The sequence below is a fragment of the Stenotrophomonas sp. GD04054 genome (genome assembly GCF_029836955.1).
Classification (GTDB): Bacteria; Pseudomonadota; Gammaproteobacteria; order Xanthomonadales; family Xanthomonadaceae; genus Stenotrophomonas; species Stenotrophomonas maltophilia_A.
The window spans coordinates 40292-57670 of record NZ_JAOECR010000028.1 but is presented as its reverse complement, the minus strand read 5'-3'; the positions used below and the strand labels follow the sequence as shown (position 1 = coordinate 57670).

Annotated in this window: 17 protein-coding genes; 4 read left to right on the top strand and 13 right to left on the bottom strand. The window is 66.9% G+C overall.

All coding sequences use genetic code 11. The annotated features are described in order from the left end of the window. The 11 genes from N7573_RS13955 to N7573_RS13905 form a co-directional block, all read right to left on the bottom strand. Positions 1-586 (bottom strand): hypothetical protein (locus N7573_RS13955; RefSeq protein WP_279943197.1); only part of this gene is annotated, 586 nt, incomplete at its 3' end. Between the two features lie 109 nt (positions 587-695). After that, positions 696-1322 carry an AAA family ATPase gene (locus N7573_RS13950; RefSeq protein ID WP_049399751.1) on the bottom strand — a complete coding sequence of 209 codons (627 nt, stop codon included), beginning with the start codon at positions 1320-1322 and terminating at the stop codon, positions 696-698. Between the two features lie 3 nt (positions 1323-1325). Beyond that, on the bottom strand, positions 1326-1667 hold the full coding sequence (locus N7573_RS13945) for a type II toxin-antitoxin system prevent-host-death family antitoxin (protein WP_005413623.1): 342 nt from the start codon (positions 1665-1667) through the stop codon (positions 1326-1328). Between the two features lie 70 nt (positions 1668-1737). Continuing rightward, entirely contained in the window at positions 1738-3333 is a 1596-nt protein-coding gene (locus N7573_RS13940) for a PAS domain-containing protein (RefSeq protein WP_279913146.1), read from the bottom strand. 9 nt (positions 3334-3342) lie between these two features. Continuing rightward, complete coding sequence (locus N7573_RS13935; protein WP_019337750.1) at positions 3343-3747, bottom strand: response regulator; 405 nt, start codon at positions 3745-3747, stop codon at positions 3343-3345. Positions 3748-3883: 136 nt separating this feature from the next. After that, positions 3884-5338, bottom strand: a complete 1455-nt coding sequence (locus N7573_RS13930; RefSeq protein ID WP_279913148.1) for a surface lipoprotein assembly modifier — start codon at positions 5336-5338, stop codon at positions 3884-3886. Positions 5339-5428: 90 nt separating this feature from the next. Further along, entirely contained in the window at positions 5429-6193 is a 765-nt protein-coding gene (locus N7573_RS13925) for a Slam-dependent surface lipoprotein (protein WP_032129432.1), read from the bottom strand. A 53-nt stretch (positions 6194-6246) separates the two neighbouring features. Continuing rightward, the gene (locus N7573_RS13920; RefSeq protein ID WP_279913150.1) at positions 6247-9369 is read right to left on the bottom strand and encodes a TonB-dependent receptor; all 3123 of its coding nucleotides are present in this window, start codon (positions 9367-9369) and stop codon (positions 6247-6249) included. Between the two features lie 182 nt (positions 9370-9551). Then, positions 9552-10508 (bottom strand): FecR domain-containing protein, encoded by a 957-nt coding sequence (locus N7573_RS13915; protein WP_279913152.1) that lies wholly within the window; start codon positions 10506-10508, stop codon positions 9552-9554. 82 nt (positions 10509-10590) lie between these two features. After that, positions 10591-11094 carry an RNA polymerase sigma factor gene (locus tag N7573_RS13910; protein ID WP_279913154.1) on the bottom strand — a complete coding sequence of 168 codons (504 nt, stop codon included), beginning with the start codon at positions 11092-11094 and terminating at the stop codon, positions 10591-10593. Between the two features lie 191 nt (positions 11095-11285). Continuing rightward, entirely contained in the window at positions 11286-12212 is a 927-nt protein-coding gene (locus N7573_RS13905; protein ID WP_071227968.1) for a LysR family transcriptional regulator, read from the bottom strand. A 151-nt stretch (positions 12213-12363) separates the two neighbouring features. Between N7573_RS13905 and N7573_RS13900 the strand changes: the two genes are divergently transcribed. The 4 genes from N7573_RS13900 to N7573_RS13885 all read left to right on the top strand — a co-directional run bounded on the left by N7573_RS13900 (position 12364) and on the right by N7573_RS13885 (position 15161). Next, positions 12364-13230 (top strand): pirin family protein, encoded by an 867-nt coding sequence (locus N7573_RS13900; protein ID WP_032129427.1) that lies wholly within the window; start codon positions 12364-12366, stop codon positions 13228-13230. A 71-nt stretch (positions 13231-13301) separates the two neighbouring features. Continuing rightward, positions 13302-13982 carry a hydrolase gene (locus N7573_RS13895; RefSeq protein ID WP_279913156.1) on the top strand — a complete coding sequence of 227 codons (681 nt, stop codon included), beginning with the start codon at positions 13302-13304 and terminating at the stop codon, positions 13980-13982. A gap of 54 nt (positions 13983-14036) precedes the next feature. Further along, positions 14037-14678 (top strand): hydrolase, encoded by a 642-nt coding sequence (locus N7573_RS13890; RefSeq protein ID WP_005409869.1) that lies wholly within the window; start codon positions 14037-14039, stop codon positions 14676-14678. 84 nt (positions 14679-14762) lie between these two features. Then, entirely contained in the window at positions 14763-15161 is a 399-nt protein-coding gene (locus N7573_RS13885; RefSeq protein WP_071227964.1) for an OsmC family protein, read from the top strand. A 28-nt stretch (positions 15162-15189) separates the two neighbouring features. Here the strand turns inward: N7573_RS13885 and N7573_RS13880 are convergent, their stop codons facing one another. Then, positions 15190-15519 carry a hypothetical protein gene (locus N7573_RS13880; protein WP_005409871.1) on the bottom strand — a complete coding sequence of 110 codons (330 nt, stop codon included), beginning with the start codon at positions 15517-15519 and terminating at the stop codon, positions 15190-15192. A gap of 98 nt (positions 15520-15617) precedes the next feature. Next, on the bottom strand, positions 15618-17363 hold the full coding sequence (locus tag N7573_RS13875; RefSeq protein WP_279913157.1) for a putative porin: 1746 nt from the start codon (positions 17361-17363) through the stop codon (positions 15618-15620). Positions 17364-17379: the final 16 nt, after the last annotated feature.

Genomic DNA, 17379 nt, shown 5'->3' with positions numbered 1-17379 from the left:
TCCAACGCAGCGTCCATGTGTAGTTTCCGTCCGGCGGACAGACGTGGCGGTTCGGGCTCTTCCATTCGCAGACCGTCGCCCCGGCACTGACGGTGAAATCGACAATGATGCGATCACCCTGGATGCGGATCGCGCGGATGGCGCCTGGAATCTGTTCAACCGCGTCGTCACCATAGCCATACTGGCGGATGGCGGCATAGTCCTCTGCTTCCACCGGCGACAGGCTGTTCGGGTTCTCCTGGCCGCGCGGATCGATTGCCGTCAGCGCCGTCATCACCGCCACCACATTGCGTTGCGCGAAGCTGCCGCCGGTGTAGGTGGACGTATAGAAGTACACGACCTCGGCACGGCCATCGCCATCGAGGTCGGCAACAGCGGTCCACACCGGACGGAAATCGGATTCAATGTCGTCGCCGGGAATCAGCCGCAGGTTGGCTTCGGCGGCGAGGTAGGCCTGTACCAGGCTGGGCGGCGGCGCCACCCGCTTGGACGCGACAGGCGCGGCCGTCGCCGTCAGGCTGGACAGCGCCAGCGCAGCAAGCACCAGACAGATCGAAGTGGAGCGGAACGTCGCAGGTCCGTGCATGTCGTCCTCCATGAGTGTGCGGTCAGTCTAACCGCAGCTCCGGTGGCGCCCAGTCGTGCACGGCGCGGTTTCGCGCGATGCGTGAAAGGCATCCACACATGGGGTGGATCTACTGCGGGGTGTCCAACTCCATCGCGCGCATCACGATCGGTTTGGCCCAGTCCGGCGTGTGCAGCAGTTCGGCCACCGAGACCGGGTACTGCAGCTGGCCGCGCTCCATCGCCAGCACCGGGAGGGGCTCGGCGCAGCCTTCTGCGTCGGCCGGCGCGCTGTTGTCGTAGACATGCAGCTCAGCCAGGTGCGGCAGCAGGTCCAACAGGTTCTCGCGCGCCGAATCGAAGCGGGCGTGGATCTTTTCCACCGGAATATCGTGGCCACCGGCCTCTACCCGCGCCGCCACGCGGGCGATGTGCAGCTCGACCGTGGCCAGGCCACAGAACCAGATCGCGACGTGATGGTGCTCGCAGGCCTCGCGAAGCAGGCGTGGAATGGTGTTGCCACCCAACGTGGTCTCGAAGGCGAAGTCCGTGCCATCGGCCATGGCCTGGCGCAGGCGGCGGGTGCCTTCCTGCCAGGCCTCGGCATTGGCTTCGGGCAGCGGCCAGCCAGCCTCGACCAGGCGGCGGGTGAACGAATCGGGGTTGAACCAGCTCAGTCCTTCGGCTTCCAGCCAGGTACCCAGCAGCGAACTTTTGCCGGCGCCATTGACGCCGGCCAGCACCAGGATCCGCCCCATCGTTCAGAGCGGACGGCCGAGGGTGACCTTGCGGCCACGGCGGATCGGCTGGCCCAGCACCTTGCCCAGCCCCTCACCGCGCTGCAGGCTGGCCAGGGTCTGGTCGAACTCACCGCGCAGGCGCAGCAGTTCTTCACTGCGCTCACCGGCGTCACCGCCAGCGGCCTTGGCCAGCAGCTCCTGGTACGTGCGGATATCCACGATCACCGCTTCCGGATGATTATGGTTGGTGATGACCAGTGCCTGCTTCTCGCGCACGGTGCGCATCAGGCTCGGCCAGCCACGGGTCTTCACCGACGAGGCCGGGGCCTTTTCGAGGCCAGGCAGATCCAGCGGCAGGGTCATGGCACGGCTCCAGACGGGGATAGTTGAGGCCATTATGCCCAATTTGGCCCAATTGGGGATAAATGGACCTTTACCTGACGGAACCCTCCGCCGCCGCGCCCGGCGCATCGGTCTGCAGCAGGCTGTCGCGCTCCCGCAGCGGGAAGCGGATCCAGGCATCCAGGCCTTGTGGGTCAAAGCGCAGCTCCCCGCTGCCAGCCAGCTCGTACGGCACGCGCTGCTCGATCAGCGCCCGGCCCAGGCCGCGCTGGCGTGGCAGCTCCCAGTCCTCCACCTCGGCATGACGCTCGCACCAGTGCAGGCCCAGCCATGGCTGGCCGGCCTGAACCTGCAGATCCCAGGTGACCTCGATCCGGCCATCCTCATGGGTGAGCGCGCCATGCCTCAGCGCGTTGGTCGCTAATTCGTGGATCGCCAGGGACAGTACTTCGGCTGCTTTCGGCGGCAGCAGCACGTCCTCGCCCTGCAGGCGGTAGGCGGCCGCTGCCGGCGTCTGCGCAGCGATCTCCTCGTCGAGCATGCCACGCAGGCAGACGCCGGCATTGGCACCACGGGTCAGCAGGCTCTGCGTGCGTGCCAGCGACATCAGTCGCCCGCACAATCGTTCAGCGTATTCATCCACACTGCTGACCGACTCGCGGGTCCGCCAGGCAATGGCATGGATGGTCGACATGATGTTGCGCACCCGGTGCTGCAGTTCGGCCAGCAATACCGATTGACGCTCAGTGGCACGCTTGAGGTCGTCGATGTCCACCGCGATGGCAAATACCCCGCTGACCTCACCGTCGCCATCGCGCAGGGGCGCGGCAGCGACCCGGGTCCAGCGCGCGCGGCCATCATCATGCAGGTACTGGAACTCCAGCCCCGGCACCACGGTCTCGCCGCGCATTGCGCGGGCGATGGCGAAGTCGTCCGGTGCAATGGGGGTGCCATCGGGATGGCAGCCGTGCCAGCGATGCTGGTTGTCGGCGTCTCTGGAAGGCACCTTGCCGGTGGGCAGATAGGCGCGCATCTGATCGTTGGACAGCAGCATGCGGCCCTGCAGATCAACAATGCACAGGCCGACCGGCAGCATCCTGAAGGCCAGCTCCAGGCGCCGCTCGCTCTCGCGCCGCCGTAGTTCCTCGCGCTCGCGCGCGGCCAGCGCCAGATGCGCGGCGGTGGTCTCGAACATCGTCACCAGCACGCCGTTGATCCGCCCTTCCTCGCCGCGGATCGGGCTGTAGGTGATCGTGAACCAGATGTCTTCCAGCCGGCCGCGCCGGACCAGCGGGTACAGCTTGTCTTCGAAGGTGAGCGTCTCGCCCTGCCAAACCCGGGTATAGAGCGGCCCGTTGATGTGCCACACCTCGGGCCAGCACTCGCGGGTCGGCTGGCCGAGCCCGCCGGGATGCTTGTCGGCCAGGATCTCAGCATAACCATCGTTGTAGAGCTGCACCAGCTGCTCGCCCCACAGCACGATCATCGGGAAGCCATGGGCCAGCATCAGGTCGACAGTGGCGCGCAGGTGGGGCGGCCACTGCTCACAGGCACCCAATGGCGTGGACGACCAGTCGTGACGGGCGATGCGCGCGGCCATGCCATCGTGGCGCGCATGCAGGCGCGGCGCAGGTGGCATCGAGCCACGCAGCTTGGCAGCGTGGATGCCTTCAGGACGGCGCGACATGCCGCGCAATCAGGCGATGCCCGCAGAGACCTGCGGCGCCGCCACCAGCCCGGCCAGCTGCTGCACCAGGGTTTCGATGTGATAAGGCTTGGTACAGCGCGGCGCGCTGGCGAAGCGGCTGGGCAGGTTGTCGTCGTAACCGGAGGTCAGCAGAAAGGGCGTACCCGCCTCGGCCAGCCGATCGGCCAGCGGATAGACCTGCTCACCGCCCAGGTTGATGTCCAGCAATGCCACATCGATGGGATGGGTATCGACCAGCTGCCCCAGCGCCTGCAGGTCACCTGCCGGCCCCACCACCTGTGCGCCTTTCAGCTCCAGATAGTCGACCAGGAACATCGCGATGGCGAATTCATCCTCCGCCACCAGTACACGCAGCCCTTTCAGGCCCTCTGGTTTGTTGCCCGCTTCCAGCACGACCGGCGCTCCTCGATACACGCGGCCCAGCTCTGCCGCAACGCCCGCAGGATGCGCGAACCGGGCTACAAGAGCGCGTGATGATGGATGAAGATCGCGGCCACGGCCCGTTCACCGCGGCATTGCAGCGGCGTGTTCAGAAGGCCCGCTCCCACTTCAGGCTGAGCAGGCTGCGGTCGTGGCTGTACAGCCAGCCAACGTTGCTGTCGATGCGCGCGTAGCGCAGGCTCAGGCTGGGTACCAGCCCGGCCACGGCAAGGCGCTCGCTGCGCACGATGGCGATCAGGTTCTGTTCGCTGTCCTCACGCCGCGCCTCCAGCAGCGGACTCCACGCGTCGTAGTCGCGCTCGCGCAACGAGACGAATACGGTGGCGGTGGTGCCACTCCATTGCCGCGCTGCACCCAGCCGCACGCCGCGCTGGCGGTAGCCGTTGGCTGGGTTGGCAGCGCTGCTGTCACTCAGGTCCAGCCCGGCAAAGAGGGTCCAGCGCGGGTTGAGCGCACGGAACCAGGTGGCATACACCGCGGCCAGCTCACCGTCGTAATTGCTGGCCAGGCCACGCTGGCGATAGCGCTGGCGCTTCCAGTCGGCCTCCAGCTTGAGCAGGCTGCGCGCGTCCAGCGCATATTGCCATTCGCCATGCAGCCCGCTACCGCCTTGCAGGGCCCGGTTGCCGAGGCCCTGATAGTCATAGCTGGGGGCGATCTGCAGGGTATGCCGTGCGCTACGCCAGCTGTAACCCGCCTGCACGTTGGCATTGAGCTCGTTGTAGGCGCTGTGCCCGCGCCATGCCTGGCCGAATGCGAGGCCACGCACGTACACGCCATGGTGGCCCCTCAGGGCCCAGCGACGTTCGAGGTTACCGTCGTAGTCCAGGCCCATGGCGCGCTGGGCATCGGGAAGATTGCGCTGGATGATGCAGGTGTCGCCTACCCCGAACAGGCAGGTGCGGCTGGCCGAACTGCGGTTGATGTTGTCGCTCCATGCCGGGCCGGCGGACAGCGCGCCTTTCCAGCGCTGGCGCGCCTGCAGCGCAGCCAGATAGGCGTCCACCCGTCCGCGTACACCTGCGGTGGCAGGGTCATCGGCATTGATGCCATCCGCGATCGCCGTGAACAACGCCACCGCATCGCGATCGCGCTGGTCTTCGGCGTAGACGCGCGCAAGTTCAAGGCGGGCCGGCAGGAAATCCGGCTGTGCCTCCAGCAGCGCCTCGTACTCGTTGGCCGCGCGATGGTGATAGCCGGCCACCCGCGCCAGGCCGCCCTGCGCATAGTGGCGCAGCAACGGGTCGTGGCCAGGCAGTTCGATGTATTCATCCAGGAAGCGTTGCGCGGCGCCCCATTGCTGATGCTGCAGCGACAGGTACAGCGCCTGGCCCAGATCGTCGACCGTGCGCTCCACGCGCAGGGTCTGGCCGTCGATGGTGATGGTCGGTCGCTCCGACTCGGCCTGCTGCAGGCGCTGCTGGTCCTGCTGCTGGTGGCGCAGGTCGGTGCCCTGTTCGAGCACGCGGCGAAGATCGTCCTGCTGGGCGCGCACGTCGGCGGCCGCCAGCAGCAGTACGACAAGGAAGATGGGATGGCGCATGGTCGATCCGTGGTGGTGCATGCAGCGGGCCGAAGCAGGGACTGGCGGATCGCGGCTTGTCCCTGCCCTGCCCCGTCAGGGGCGTGGCAATCAGTTCTTGCTGCCGCCGAAGGCGGTATCGTACTGGCTGTTGCCGCTGAAGGTGGCGATACCGGCCAGGGCGGCCGCGTTGGCGCCGAAGAACTGCCCCTGGGTGGTGCCGGCAACGCTGCCGTTGGCGGTGGCCGAACCGGCGAACGATGCGTCGGCACTGTTGATGTTGGCAACGATGGCCAGGTTCAGGCCGTTGCCCGACAGCGCACCATCCAGGGTGCCGGCGCCGAAGTCGGCGTCGAAGGTGCCGCTCAGCAGGTTGCTGCCGTTGAACTTGTTCAGGCCAGCAACGGTGTAGGACGCCACGCCAGCAGGCAACGTGGTGCCGGCGCGGTCACCAACGAAGTAGACCTGGCGGTTGTTGAAGCCACCGGCGGCGCCATCCTTGGACCATTCACCGAACCAGACATCGCCACTGCCGACCTTGACGAAGTTGAAGTGGCCCATGCCGGCGTGGCTGCCCGGTGCGCCGGTGATCGGCATGGCCAGGGTACGTACCGTCACGCCATTGACGGTGGTCGGTGCCGAGTAGGCGCTCAGGCCCTGGAAGTCCACCGGCTTGGCCTGGGACACGGTACCGACACCGATACCGGCCTTGCCAGCGCGGTGCGGGCCGCCATTGACCTGCGATTCGCCAACCGCCACATACAGCTCGGCATCGGTCTTGGCACTGGCGGCACCGACGATATCGGCAGCATGCGCGGCACCGACCAGAGCCAGCGAGGCAGCAACGGCGAGAACCGAACGGGAGATCATTTTCATGGTATTGCTCCTTGGTTGAGGGAACTACGGGTACAACGCTTGAAGGTGGGAGATCAGAAGCGCGCGGTGACGCCGAGCTTCAGGGTGCGACCCGGGGCCGGCAGCGTGGACCGCGTGGCTGGATCGACGTAGTAGCGGTTGCCGAGGTTGCTGCCGACCAGTTCGACGCTGGCATGCTCGTTGAAGCGCCAGCGCGCATAGGCATCGACGGTGGTGATGTTTCCCCAGGTGAACGGCACGTTCTGCCAGAGCAGGCCGCTGCCACCGCTCAGCAGGCGGTCACGGTAGGCCTGCAGATCAGGGTTCTCGTGGCGCTGGTAGTGCACGATGCGGCTGCCAAGCTCCAGGCGCTCATCGAACAGGCGCGTGCCCAGCGACCAGTTGATCGACAGCTTGGGAATGGCCTGGGTCAGCAGGTAGCCACCGACGAAACCATCCTGCACGCAGTTCGGGACCAGGCCGCGGTTCGCATCCAGGAGCACCGCCGTGCTCTCGTCACACACCTCGTTTTCCAGCGTGCGGGTGATGCCCAGATCGGTGAAGAAGCGCCGGTTGTCGAAGCGGGCCTGCAGTTCGATGCCACGGATGGTCTGCTTGTCGATGTTGTCGAACAGGAAGTTGCCATCGCGCTCGATCACGTCACGGGTCTTATGCACGTAGTACGCCAGCTTGACGTCGGCATCGGCGGTGTTGCCGAACAGGGCCGACAGGTTGTGCACGTAGCCCACTTCGTAGTTGTAGGCGTGCTCGGGCTTGAGCGCATGCAGCGGATTGAGGCTGCCGGAGAAGGCGATGGTGCTTTCGAACATGCTCGGGAAGCGCACCGCTTCGCTGTAGCGCACGTAGGCACGGGCGGCCGGGGACAGGTGTGCAGTGGCCGAGAAGGTCGGCAGCCAGGCATGGTCGCGGCGGCGGCTGTTGCGTGCATCGACCGGCTGCGACTGTACGCTGTTGCCGATGTTGCAGACCTGGTCGCTGCCGGCGAACACCGGCTGCACGCCGGGAATGGCCGCCACTTCGCCATTGAGGCAGGGATTGCCGGCGCGGGTGTAGTTGCCATCGGCATCGGGTAGCCAGGGCCGCGTGTACCTGACCGGACGCGGCGTCTCGTACGGTGCCAGCAAGGCACGGATGCTGTCATCGATGAACCAGCCCATGCCGCGCTTTTCCCATACGGCGCGGCGTGCTTCCAACGCGTCGATGCGGGCCTGCAGATTGGCGGGACGGGGCGGCAACTCGTTCACGGTGTACTGCGCTTCCTTGCCACCTACGCCCTTGGTCAGCAGCTCGGGGTGCGCCTCGAGGAAATCGTCGAAGGCCCAGTAGCGGCTGTAGCGTACGCCTGCATTGAGGGTAAGGAAGTCGACCGGCCGCCACTCCAGGGTCAGGTAGCCCTCGCCCTCCTGTCGGCGCCCGGCACGCGGGAACATGCGCCAGCCATCGGTGGTACCGAAGTACGGATCGCTCGAGCCGAGCTTCTCGTACTGCCAGTTGCCGCCCACGGTCAGGTCCAGGGTCGAATGCAGGGCGAAGCGGTTGCTCAGGATCAGGCCGGTGCGGTCGTTGCGCGCGTTGGCCAGCGCGGTGTTGCGCAGGATCGGGCTGGCGTCCGGGTTCCATGCCGGATTACCCACTGCGAAGTTCGGGAAGCCGCCAGCACTGTAGGTATCGCTGTCCGTCTCGGTGCGCCACAGGTTGGCGTAGAGGTCCAGCCAGCGGCTGCCGGCCGGCTGGAAGCGGTATTCCAGGTTCCAGGCATCGGACGCAACCCGGCTGAGCGGCCACTGGATGCGCCCGTAGTCGGGCGCGGACAGGATGCGCGACGGCATGATCTCGCCGTAGTGCGACAGCGTGCGCCGCCAGGTGGCCTTCAGCTGCTGGTCGTCGTTGATCTGCCAGGTTCCCTTGACCAGCCAGGACTCCTGTTCGCTGGATGTATTGGGCACTTCATCGCCCGGTTTGAAGTAACGCGCCAGCGTGGTGATGTAGTCGATGCCCTGGTACTCGTACTGCTCGCGCCGGTCCTGGTCGTAGTACGCGCTCCCCTTGCTGCCGGAGAAGTAGTTGCCCCGCTTGCGCCAGGCGTAGGCGGCCATCAGGTCGACGTTGTCGCCGCGTACGCCCAGTGCCAACCGCCAGGCCTGGTCTTCGCCATCGAAGGGGTTGTTGCCACTGCGCGACTTCACCGGCACCACCAGGGTGCGGTCGTCATAGGGTGAGTTCGGCGAGCCCTGCGGGAACCCCGGCACAGTGCGGTAATCCTCGCCGGTGTGCAGGCGCGGCAGGCGCGGTGCCACCGCATTGCTGCTGCCTTCGATCTTCAGCTCCCCGCCGAAGCGCTCGCCGGCAGCAACAATGTCGTCAACGTCGATGGTCTTGATCACCAGCGCACCGCCGATCCCGCTGTGCACATCGCGCACCAGCCCTGGCCCCTTGATGACCTGGATGCCACCAATCAGGTTGGGATCGATGTAGTTGCGGTTGCTGACGCCGTTGTAGCCGCGCCAGACCGTGAGCGCCTGTTCGCCACCGTCGATGCTGACCGGCACCCGCCCGGGCCCCTGGATGCCGCGGACGTTGACGTCCAGCGCGCCGCTGTTGCGCGCATCGCCGCTGAACACGCCGACCAGATCCTTGACCACGTCGGCCGGATTGGAACCGCGATAGCGCTCCACCCGGTCGCGCCCCGAATACGCCGTGGTCAGGTCCAGCGCGAACACATCATCGTAGCCGCGCCGATCGCGCGCCTCACCCCCTTCCGACTGAAGGCGACCGGCCACGTCCAGTGTTTCGGTCACCCGCACCCCCTCCCCTTCGCCCGCCTCCGCTGCGGCCCGCAGGCTCCAGGTACCGTCCATGCCGCGCTGTGCGCGCACGCCGCTGCCGCGCAGCAGCTGCTGCAGGGCCTGCATCTGGCTGTACTCGCCACTCACCGCACTGGAGCGGCGGCCCTCCACCAGGTCACTGCGGAACACCACCTGCACATCAGCCTGGCGGCCAAAGGCACGTACGGCATCAGCCAGTGGCTGCTCCGGGATGGCGTACTGGCGCACCGGCGCGACGATCGCCGGTTGTGCCTGCACGGCCGGCACCCAGGCCAGCGGCAGCAATGCGGTGGAAACGGCCAGGGCCAGAACGGTGGCGCGACGATGACAGGCGGATGCCGTGGACGGCATGGACAGGAACTCCTCAAGCGTGGCTGGACCACGGGCACATCCGGTGCCGGTGGTGTGTCTGGCTTGAGGAAAAACGGTGTTTCGCTCTGGCTATACCTCTATAGACAGCGGGACACTGCAGGTGCCCACGGTTTTTTCATGTTTTTTTCATGCCGCGTATTCCGCCATGAACCGGCGGCACCTCACCACAGCACCAACGCGCCACCGGGCAAGCGCTGCACGCGCAGTCCTGCCTGTGCGGCCACGGCATCAATGGCGGTCTCCGGCTGCTGCAGGTGGAACAGGCCACTGACCCGCACGTTCGCGCCCTGCCCGCCCAGTACCCAGACCGGTGCACGCCGATAGCGGGCCAGATCGGCGATGGCCTGCGCGGCCGGCAGATTGTCGATCGCGACCTCACCTCGCCGCCAGGGCGCCATGGTCTCGGGGTCTTCCAGCTGCACCGGCTGCAGCCAGCGGCCGTCACGGAACGCCCGTGACTGCCCGGCATGCAGGCGCTGCACACTGCCATCGCCCGGCCGCACTTCGACCACACCCTCACTGACCTGGGTGGTGACCGTGGCGTCCTGCATCGACACACTGAAGGCGGTGCCGATATCACGGACCCGGCCGCCCGCGGCCTCGACCTGGAACGGGCGAGCTTCGTGCGCCACCTGGAACCAGGCCTGCCCGCGCAGAAGGCGCAGGCGACGCTGCTGGCCGTCGAACTCGAGCGCCAGCGCGGTTCCCGCATCGAGCACGGCGGTGCTGCCGTCTTCCAGTTGCACCACGCGTGGCGCATCGCTGCTGCGCAGGTCACTGCGTGCCAGCAGCAGCGCGTGCGGTGCCGCCGTCACCATCAGTGCGACGGCGGCGGCACTGGCCAGCAGCCATGGCAGGCGACGGCGCGGCGCGATCGGGCGCAGGCCCTCGCGATCGGTGGTGAGCTCGGGCAGCGCCGCCAGCACCTCGGGCCCGGCGGCATCCAGCCCCCGCCAGAACGCCGTCTGCTGGCGCCAGGCCAGCGCATGGCGTGGATCGGCCTGCAGCCAGCGCTGCAGGGTTCGTTGCTGGCGTTCCGGCAGCGGGCCTGCACTGCACCGGATCACCCAGCGCAACGCCTGCCTGGCCTGACGCGGCGAGGGTTCGGACGTGGTCATGGTTGTGGCCTGCCGCACCACGAACGGGTGCGCTTTCCTGTTGTGACAACGGCGGGCGCGATCTGCCCACGGCAATCGCCGCTCATCGATGCATTCCCTGCTGGTGCTGCTGGATCAACAGTGCCGCGCGCAGCACATGCTTGCCGACCAGGCTCTTGGAAATACCCAGCCGTGTGGCGATCTCGCGCTCGCTCAGGCCCAGGTAGCGGTTGAGCACGAAGCACTCGCGCACCTGCGCTGGCAGCGCGAGGATGGTCTGGGTGATCTCGCGCAGCTGTGCCTGGTCCAGTGCCTGCGCCTCGCCGTCGTGGCCGGCCTCGGCCATGTCGGCGGCGTACTCGGCCATCGCGCGCCGCTCGCGGGCGTCGGCCTGGCTGCGGTTGAGCGCGTGGTGATAGGCCATCCGGTACAGATAGCCGCGCGGCTCCAGGATCGGTGGATCACCGGGCACGCTGCTGGCCTTCAGGTACAGGTTCTGCAGGGTGTCCTCGGTACTGGCCGGGTCGAGATAACGCGCGATGAAGCGAGACAACGCACGGCGCTCGCGGATCAGCAGCTCGACCAGCACCAGGGCATTGGGAGACATAGGTGCCAAGGCCGGACCGGGGAATGATGGGCGTGATGGCGACGGTCCGGACATGGATTGTGGGCTGCGCGGCCGCAGGCGGCAAGCGAAGGCCCGTCGCGCGGCACCAGGATCATCCACGCATGGCGTGGATCTCCCAGGCGGCGCCGGATCCAGTAGATCCACGCCATGCGTGGATGTGGATGCGGAGCCTACGGTTCGTCCAACGCCTCGAAACGCTCGGCGAGGTAATCGATCAACGCGCGTACCGCCGGCAGCAGCCCACGCCGCGAAGGGAACACCGCATGCACGATGCCGTGCTTCGGCACCCACTCGGGGAGCACCGGCAGCAGCGCCCCGCTCTCCAGCTCATCGGTGATCATCATCCGCGGCAGCATCAACAGCCCGACCCCGGCCACCGCGGCTGCGCGCAGCGCGATCATGTCATCGCTGACCAGGCGCGGGCGGTGATGCACGCTGGCCTGGATCTCGCCGGGCCCACTGTATTCCCACACATGCTGCTGACTGGGCGAGGCCAGATCGACGGTCGGCATCATCGCCAGGTCGGCCGGCACCTGCGGCGTACCCAACCGTTGCAGCAGCGCCGGGCTGGCACTGGTGCACCAGACCCGGCGTGCCAGCACGCGCACCACCAGGTCGCTGTCTTCCAATGGCGGCGGCCGTACCCGGATCGCCACGTCCACACCCTCGCCCACCACGTCCACGCGGCGGTTGGTGGCGTCCAGCTGCACCGTCACCTGGGGGTGCAGGGCCAGGAAGTCGGCCAGCATCGGGCCGATGCGCGCGTGCAGGATCGCGATCGGGCACGCCAGGCGGATGGTGCCGCGCGGCTCGGCGCGTGACATCGCTATGGCTTCTTCGGCCGCCTCCGCCTCGACCAGCATTGCCTTGCAATGGCGGTAGTAGTCCTGGCCGACCTCGGTGACCGAGAAACGCCGGGTCGAGCGCTGGATCAGGCGCACGCCCAACCGTTCTTCCAGCAGCGCGATGCGCCGGCTCAGTTTCGACTTCGGCATGGCCAGCGCCCGCCCGGCCTGCGAGAAGCCGCCGTGCTCGACCACCATGGCGAAATAGAACAGGTCGTTGAGGTCACAACGGCGGATATCTGCGATGAACACGGGGCGATCTCCTGCGGCCCATGGCCTGCCGCCATTGTTCACCAGATAGGACTATGACGGCAAATATTGGCGTCTACCAGCCCAATTGTCGCGGCGATATCGTCTCCTGCAACGAAGAACAGCGGCCGGCAGCCCCGGCCAGGAGATCGCCATGAAGCGTGTCACCGGTACCTACAGCGCCCCCCGCCCGCACTGGGTGGGCGATGGATTCCCCGCCCGCTCGATGTTTTCCTACAACACCCACGGCCAGCACCTGAGCCCGTTCCTGCTGCTGGACTATGCCGGCCCGTACAGCTTCGCCCCCAGCGATACCCCGCGTGGGGTCGGCCAGCATCCGCACCGCGGTTTCGAGACGGTCACCATCGTCTATGAGGGCGAGGTCGCCCACCGCGATTCAACCGGGGCCGGCGGCACCATCGGCCCGGGTGACGTGCAGTGGATGACGGCTGCCTCCGGCATCCTCCACGAGGAATTCCACACGCCGGAATTCAGCAAGCGCGGCGGCACGCTGGACATGGTCCAGCTTTGGGTCAACCTGCCGGCGCGGGACAAGATGGGCGCACCGGGCTACCAGACCCTGCTTGACGCAGAGATCCCCTCGGTGGATCTGCCTGAGGGCGCCGGCCGCGTGCGTGTCATCGCGGGCCGCTTCGACGGCCACGCCGGTCCGGCACGTACCCACACGCCGATGGATGTCTGGGACATCCGCCTGCAGCAGGGCCACCACGCCGAACTGCCGGTGGCCGATGGCCGCACGCTGGCGCTGGTGGTGCTGAAGGGCTCGGTCCGGATCAACGGCGGCCAGCCGGTCGGCGAGGCGCAGCTGGTCACCTTCGATCGCAGCGGCGAGGACGTGTTCGTCGACGCCGACAGCGACGCCACTGTGCTGCTGCTCAGCGGCGAGCCGATCGACGAGCCGGTGGTGGGCTACGGCCCGTTCGTGATGAACAGCCAGGCCGAGATCAGCCAGGCGGTCAACGATTTCAACAGCGGCCGTTTCGGCCAGATCGCGCACTGAGCGCTTCCGCGCGGCGGGTGATGACCCGCCGCGCCAACGGGCCATCGCCCACCTTCCCCAGGAGACTGACCATGAGTACCCCCGTCAACTTCAACGGTGCCCGCCCGGTGATCGATCCGGACAACGCCGCGATGCTGCTGATCGACCACCAGAGCGGCCTGTTCCAGACCATCGGTGACATGCCATTCACCAGCGTGCGCGCCCACGCCACTGCGCTGGCGAAGATGGCCACGCTGGCAAAGATGCCGGTGATCACCACCGCCTCGGTCCCGCAGGGCCCGAACGGCCCGCAGATCCCGGAGATCCACGACGCGGCCCCGCATGCTCAGTACGTGGCGCGCAAGGGTGAGATCAACGCTTGGGACAACCCGGAATTCGTTGCTGCAGTGAAGGCCACCGGCCGCAAGCAGCTGATCATCGCCGGCACCATCACCAGCGTGTGCATGGCCTTCCCGTCGATCGCCGCCGTGGCCGATGGCTACCAGGTGTTCGCGGTGATCGATGCCTCGGGCACCTATTCGAAGATGGCCGAAGAGATCACCCTGGCCCGCGTGGTGCAGGCCGGCGTGGTGCCGATGGACACCGCCGCGGTGGCCTCCGAGATCCAGCGCACCTGGAACCGCGACGATGCCCAGCAGTGGGCCGAGGTCTACACGAAGATCTTCCCGAACTACCAGCTGCTGATCGAAAGCTACCTGAAGGCGCAGGACGTGCAGAAGAACCAGGAGCAGCTGGATTCGCAGCGCAGCTGAGCTGCCCCCGGGGTGCCGGCCAGCCGCCGGCCCCCTCCCAACCGGAGACCCACCATGTCCAGTGAACCGATCCGCGACCCGGCCAGCGACCACCTGCTGACCCCGCAGAATTCCGCCTTCATCATCATCGACTACCAGCCGGTGCAGGTGAACTCCATCGCCTCGATGGACCGCCAGCTGCTGGTCAACAACATCGTCGGCACCGCCAAGGCCGCAGTGGCCTACGGGCTGCCGATCGTGCATTCGACGGTGAACGTCAAGACCGGCCTGAACAAGCCGCCGATTCCGCAACTGCGCAAGGTGCTGGGCGACTACCCCACCTACGACCGCACCACCATCAATTCCTGGGAGGACGTCGAGTTCCGCAAGGCGGTGGAGGCGACCGGCCGTCGCAAGCTGATCATGACTGCGCTGTGGACTGAGGCCTGCCTGACTTTCCCGGCCCTGGATGCGTTGAAGGAAGGCTATGAGGTGTATGTGGTGGTCGACGCCGTCGGTGGCACTTCGCTGGCGGCGCATGATGCCGCGTTGCGGCGCATCGAACAGGCCGGTGGCCAGCTGATCAGCGTGCCGCAGCTGTTCTGCGAGCTGCAGCGCGACTGGGCCCGTTCGGAAACGGTGCCGGCGTTCATGAACCTCTTCATCGAAACCGGTGGTACGGCAGGCATCCAGTTCTCGTACGATCGTACCGAGTGATCGGGTGGCGGCGCCGGTCCTGGCCGACGCCGCCTTTTGGAGCAGTCGAGCATGGTTCGACGCTACAGACAGATGGAGAATGTGATGGCCTACGCGCGCATTGTTTCGACCGGCGACAACTACCTGCACCACATCAGCAATGGCAGCTTTGATGTGGACGCGGACGAGCCCGCCTCGCTGGGCGGCCAGGGCAAGGGCTTCGCGCCCTTCGATCTGTACCTGGCCTCGCTGGCGGCCTGCACCGCCATCACTCTGCGCATGTATGCGCAGCGCAAGGGCTGGGAACTGGGCGAGTTCCATGCCGAGCTGCGCTCGGAACGCGACGAAGATGGACGCTTCCACGTGCACCGCGTGCTGCATGCCAGCGCCGAGCTGAGCGATGCGCAGTGGCAGCGGTTGCTGGAGGTGGTGGAAAAGACCCCGGTGACGCTGGTGATGCGCGAAGGTGCGCGCATCACCAGTGAGCGCGGGGGCGCAGCGTAACCCCATCCACGCGTGGCGTGGATCTGCTTCAGCGCCGCGAATGCAGCACGGTGCGCTGGCGCATCGCGTTGAATTCCTGCTCCACCTGCTGGATGTCCTCGGCCTGGAAACCGGCCGCATCCAGCAGCTGGTCGGCGGCAGCCGCCGCCAGCGGGTCATCGTCGCGCTGGCGCCAGCAGCGCGCCGGCAGGAAGTAGCCCACTTCGCTGCGCCCGCGCATGATCACCACCGGCCGGCCTGCGTACAGCAGGAACTCGGCCAGGTGCTGGCGCAGGCCCTCTACTGAAACATAGGCCGGTCCAACACCCAGCATCTGGCTGGACGGTTCGGGACTCTCGAACAGCTTGCGACGGCTCATCCACTCCTCCTTTTGAACAACGCGTGGTCTCCTTTCCTTAGACGGGCGCATCGCTGCGCCCCCGCCACGTACTACGTGATCCGCATCACGCCGGCCACTCAGAACCCGGTATTGAACTCCAGCTGGAACACGTCGATCGACAGCGGTGCACCGGACACCTCCTTGGCCGCCATCCACTTGCCGCTGATCCAGCTGCGCGCATCCAGCGCATAGGCACCGCCCACGTAGTAGCCGCGGGCGTTGGTGCCACCCAGGTGGAAGTTCGGGTCGTTGTAGGCATCGGGCAGCGCGTCGGCCTCGATGTGCTTGTAGCCCAGCAGCGCCTGCCACTGGCCCTTCTCCTTCAGCTCGGTGGCACCGAAGGTGGCCTGCACCATCCACGCGGTGTCGCCGCTGCGGAAGGTATCGATGCTGGCGGTGCCACCGGCGCCGTAGTTGTTGACGATGCCGTTGTTGGCACGATTGAACATGGCCTGCTTGTCGTAGGCCAGATTGCGGATGTAGTCGCCATCCAGGCGCAGGCCCATACCCTGCGCCAGCTGCGTATCCCAGCGCAGGTTGAGCGTGGTCAGGCGGAACGCCGAGGCCAGGCCGACATACTGCGGGATGGGCGTGTTGGCCGGGTCCAGCGGATTGCGCGCGATGTCGCGGATCAGCATCAGGGTGTTGCCCTTCTGCATGAACGCCGGGCGCGACCAGTCAGTGTCGCAGCCCACCGCACCCGAGTACAGCGAGCACGTTGAGGACAGGCGACCGCTGATGTTCTTGAAGTCGTAGTAGCCCAGCGCAGCACGCAGCGCGTTGTCGTCGTTGAAGCGCCAGTTCACGCCCACCTGCGCGCCGGACAGCCACTTGTTCTCGTTCGGGGTCTTGACCCGGCTCTGGCTGGGCGAACTGTCGGAGGTGTATTCCAGCGGCACCACCGCGAGGTTGCCGAACAGGTCGAGGTCGCCACCGTCGAAGTCATACTTCAGGTTCGCGGCCAGGCCATCGAAGTTGAGGTCGTTGGAGAACAGCGTGTCGCTGGTCCAGAACGGATTGCCGAAGCGGCCGCCACGCACCGTCACCCAGTCCGCCGGGCTGTAGGCCAGCCACGCCTGGTCCAGCCACACGTCCTTCTTGCTCAGGCCGCCGCCCAGCTGTTCGGTGGTCGACACCGGGCCATTGCTGCTGCCACTGGCCAGGCGCACTCCCGCCGTGGTGTGCTGGCCAATGGTCGCTTCGATGCCGAGGCGGGCACGGATGCGCCACAGGTTGCGGCGGTCCTGGCGGGTGTTCAGCAGCGGCGGCAGCTGCAGGTTGGTATTGGTATTGGTGTCGAAGCCGTTGCCGGCGTTGATTGACGACCAGTTGCTCACGATGTCGCTGTTGCGCTCGGAGTAGAAGCGCGACTCGCTGCGCACGCGCACATCGCCGGTGACCTTGATGCGCTTGGTCCACTCGGCCACTTCGTTGGGTGCCGCCCAGCCTTCCGATTTCGCCTGCGCCATCACGTCCTGGCGCACTTCGTCACGGATACCGTCGCGCACGCTCTGCGGCACGTACGGCACGCGCACGTCACCGGCCTCCAGGGCCACGCCACCACTCGCCGCGGCGCTGTCCGTGGCTGCAGTGCGCTGTGCGGCCGCCGCTTCGGCTTCGGCCTGTACCAGCAGTGCCTGGCCGTCTTCGGATTTCAGTGCACCGCTGGCGATCAGACCCTTGATCAGCTTGACCATGGTCGTTTCGGCAGCCATCGCACCGGCCGGGGCGGCCAGGCTGAGCAGCACGGCGCAGCACAGCAGCGCCCGTCGGGCCGGCCGCGGGCGGCGGGAGTCGGTTCGTGCACGGACGTGGTCGTTCATCACGGTTCTCATCGAA

Excerpts from the sequence above, each read along its gene's own strand:
- N7573_RS13950 (WP_049399751.1), bottom strand. The coding sequence starts at position 1,322 with ATGGGGCGGATCCTGGTGCTGGCCGGCGTCAATGGCGCCGGCAAAAGT.
- N7573_RS13945 (WP_005413623.1), bottom strand. The coding sequence starts at position 1,667 with ATGACCCTGCCGCTGGATCTGCCTGGCCTCGAAAAGGCCCCGGCCTCG.
- N7573_RS13940 (WP_279913146.1), bottom strand. The coding sequence starts at position 3,333 with ATGTCGCGCCGTCCTGAAGGCATCCACGCTGCCAAGCTGCGTGGCTCG.
- N7573_RS13930 (WP_279913148.1), bottom strand. The coding sequence starts at position 5,338 with ATGCGCCATCCCATCTTCCTTGTCGTACTGCTGCTGGCGGCCGCCGAC.
- N7573_RS13925 (WP_032129432.1), bottom strand. The coding sequence starts at position 6,193 with ATGAAAATGATCTCCCGTTCGGTTCTCGCCGTTGCTGCCTCGCTGGCT.
- N7573_RS13920 (WP_279913150.1), bottom strand. The coding sequence starts at position 9,369 with ATGCCGTCCACGGCATCCGCCTGTCATCGTCGCGCCACCGTTCTGGCC.
- N7573_RS13915 (WP_279913152.1), bottom strand. The coding sequence starts at position 10,508 with ATGACCACGTCCGAACCCTCGCCGCGTCAGGCCAGGCAGGCGTTGCGC.
- N7573_RS13910 (WP_279913154.1), bottom strand. The coding sequence starts at position 11,094 with ATGTCTCCCAATGCCCTGGTGCTGGTCGAGCTGCTGATCCGCGAGCGC.
- N7573_RS13900 (WP_032129427.1), top strand. The coding sequence starts at position 12,364 with ATGAAGCGTGTCACCGGTACCTACAGCGCCCCCCGCCCGCACTGGGTG.
- N7573_RS13895 (WP_279913156.1), top strand. The coding sequence starts at position 13,302 with ATGAGTACCCCCGTCAACTTCAACGGTGCCCGCCCGGTGATCGATCCG.
- N7573_RS13890 (WP_005409869.1), top strand. The coding sequence starts at position 14,037 with ATGTCCAGTGAACCGATCCGCGACCCGGCCAGCGACCACCTGCTGACC.
- N7573_RS13885 (WP_071227964.1), top strand. The coding sequence starts at position 14,763 with ATGGCCTACGCGCGCATTGTTTCGACCGGCGACAACTACCTGCACCAC.
- N7573_RS13880 (WP_005409871.1), bottom strand. The coding sequence starts at position 15,519 with ATGAGCCGTCGCAAGCTGTTCGAGAGTCCCGAACCGTCCAGCCAGATG.
- N7573_RS13875 (WP_279913157.1), bottom strand. The coding sequence starts at position 17,363 with ATGAACGACCACGTCCGTGCACGAACCGACTCCCGCCGCCCGCGGCCG.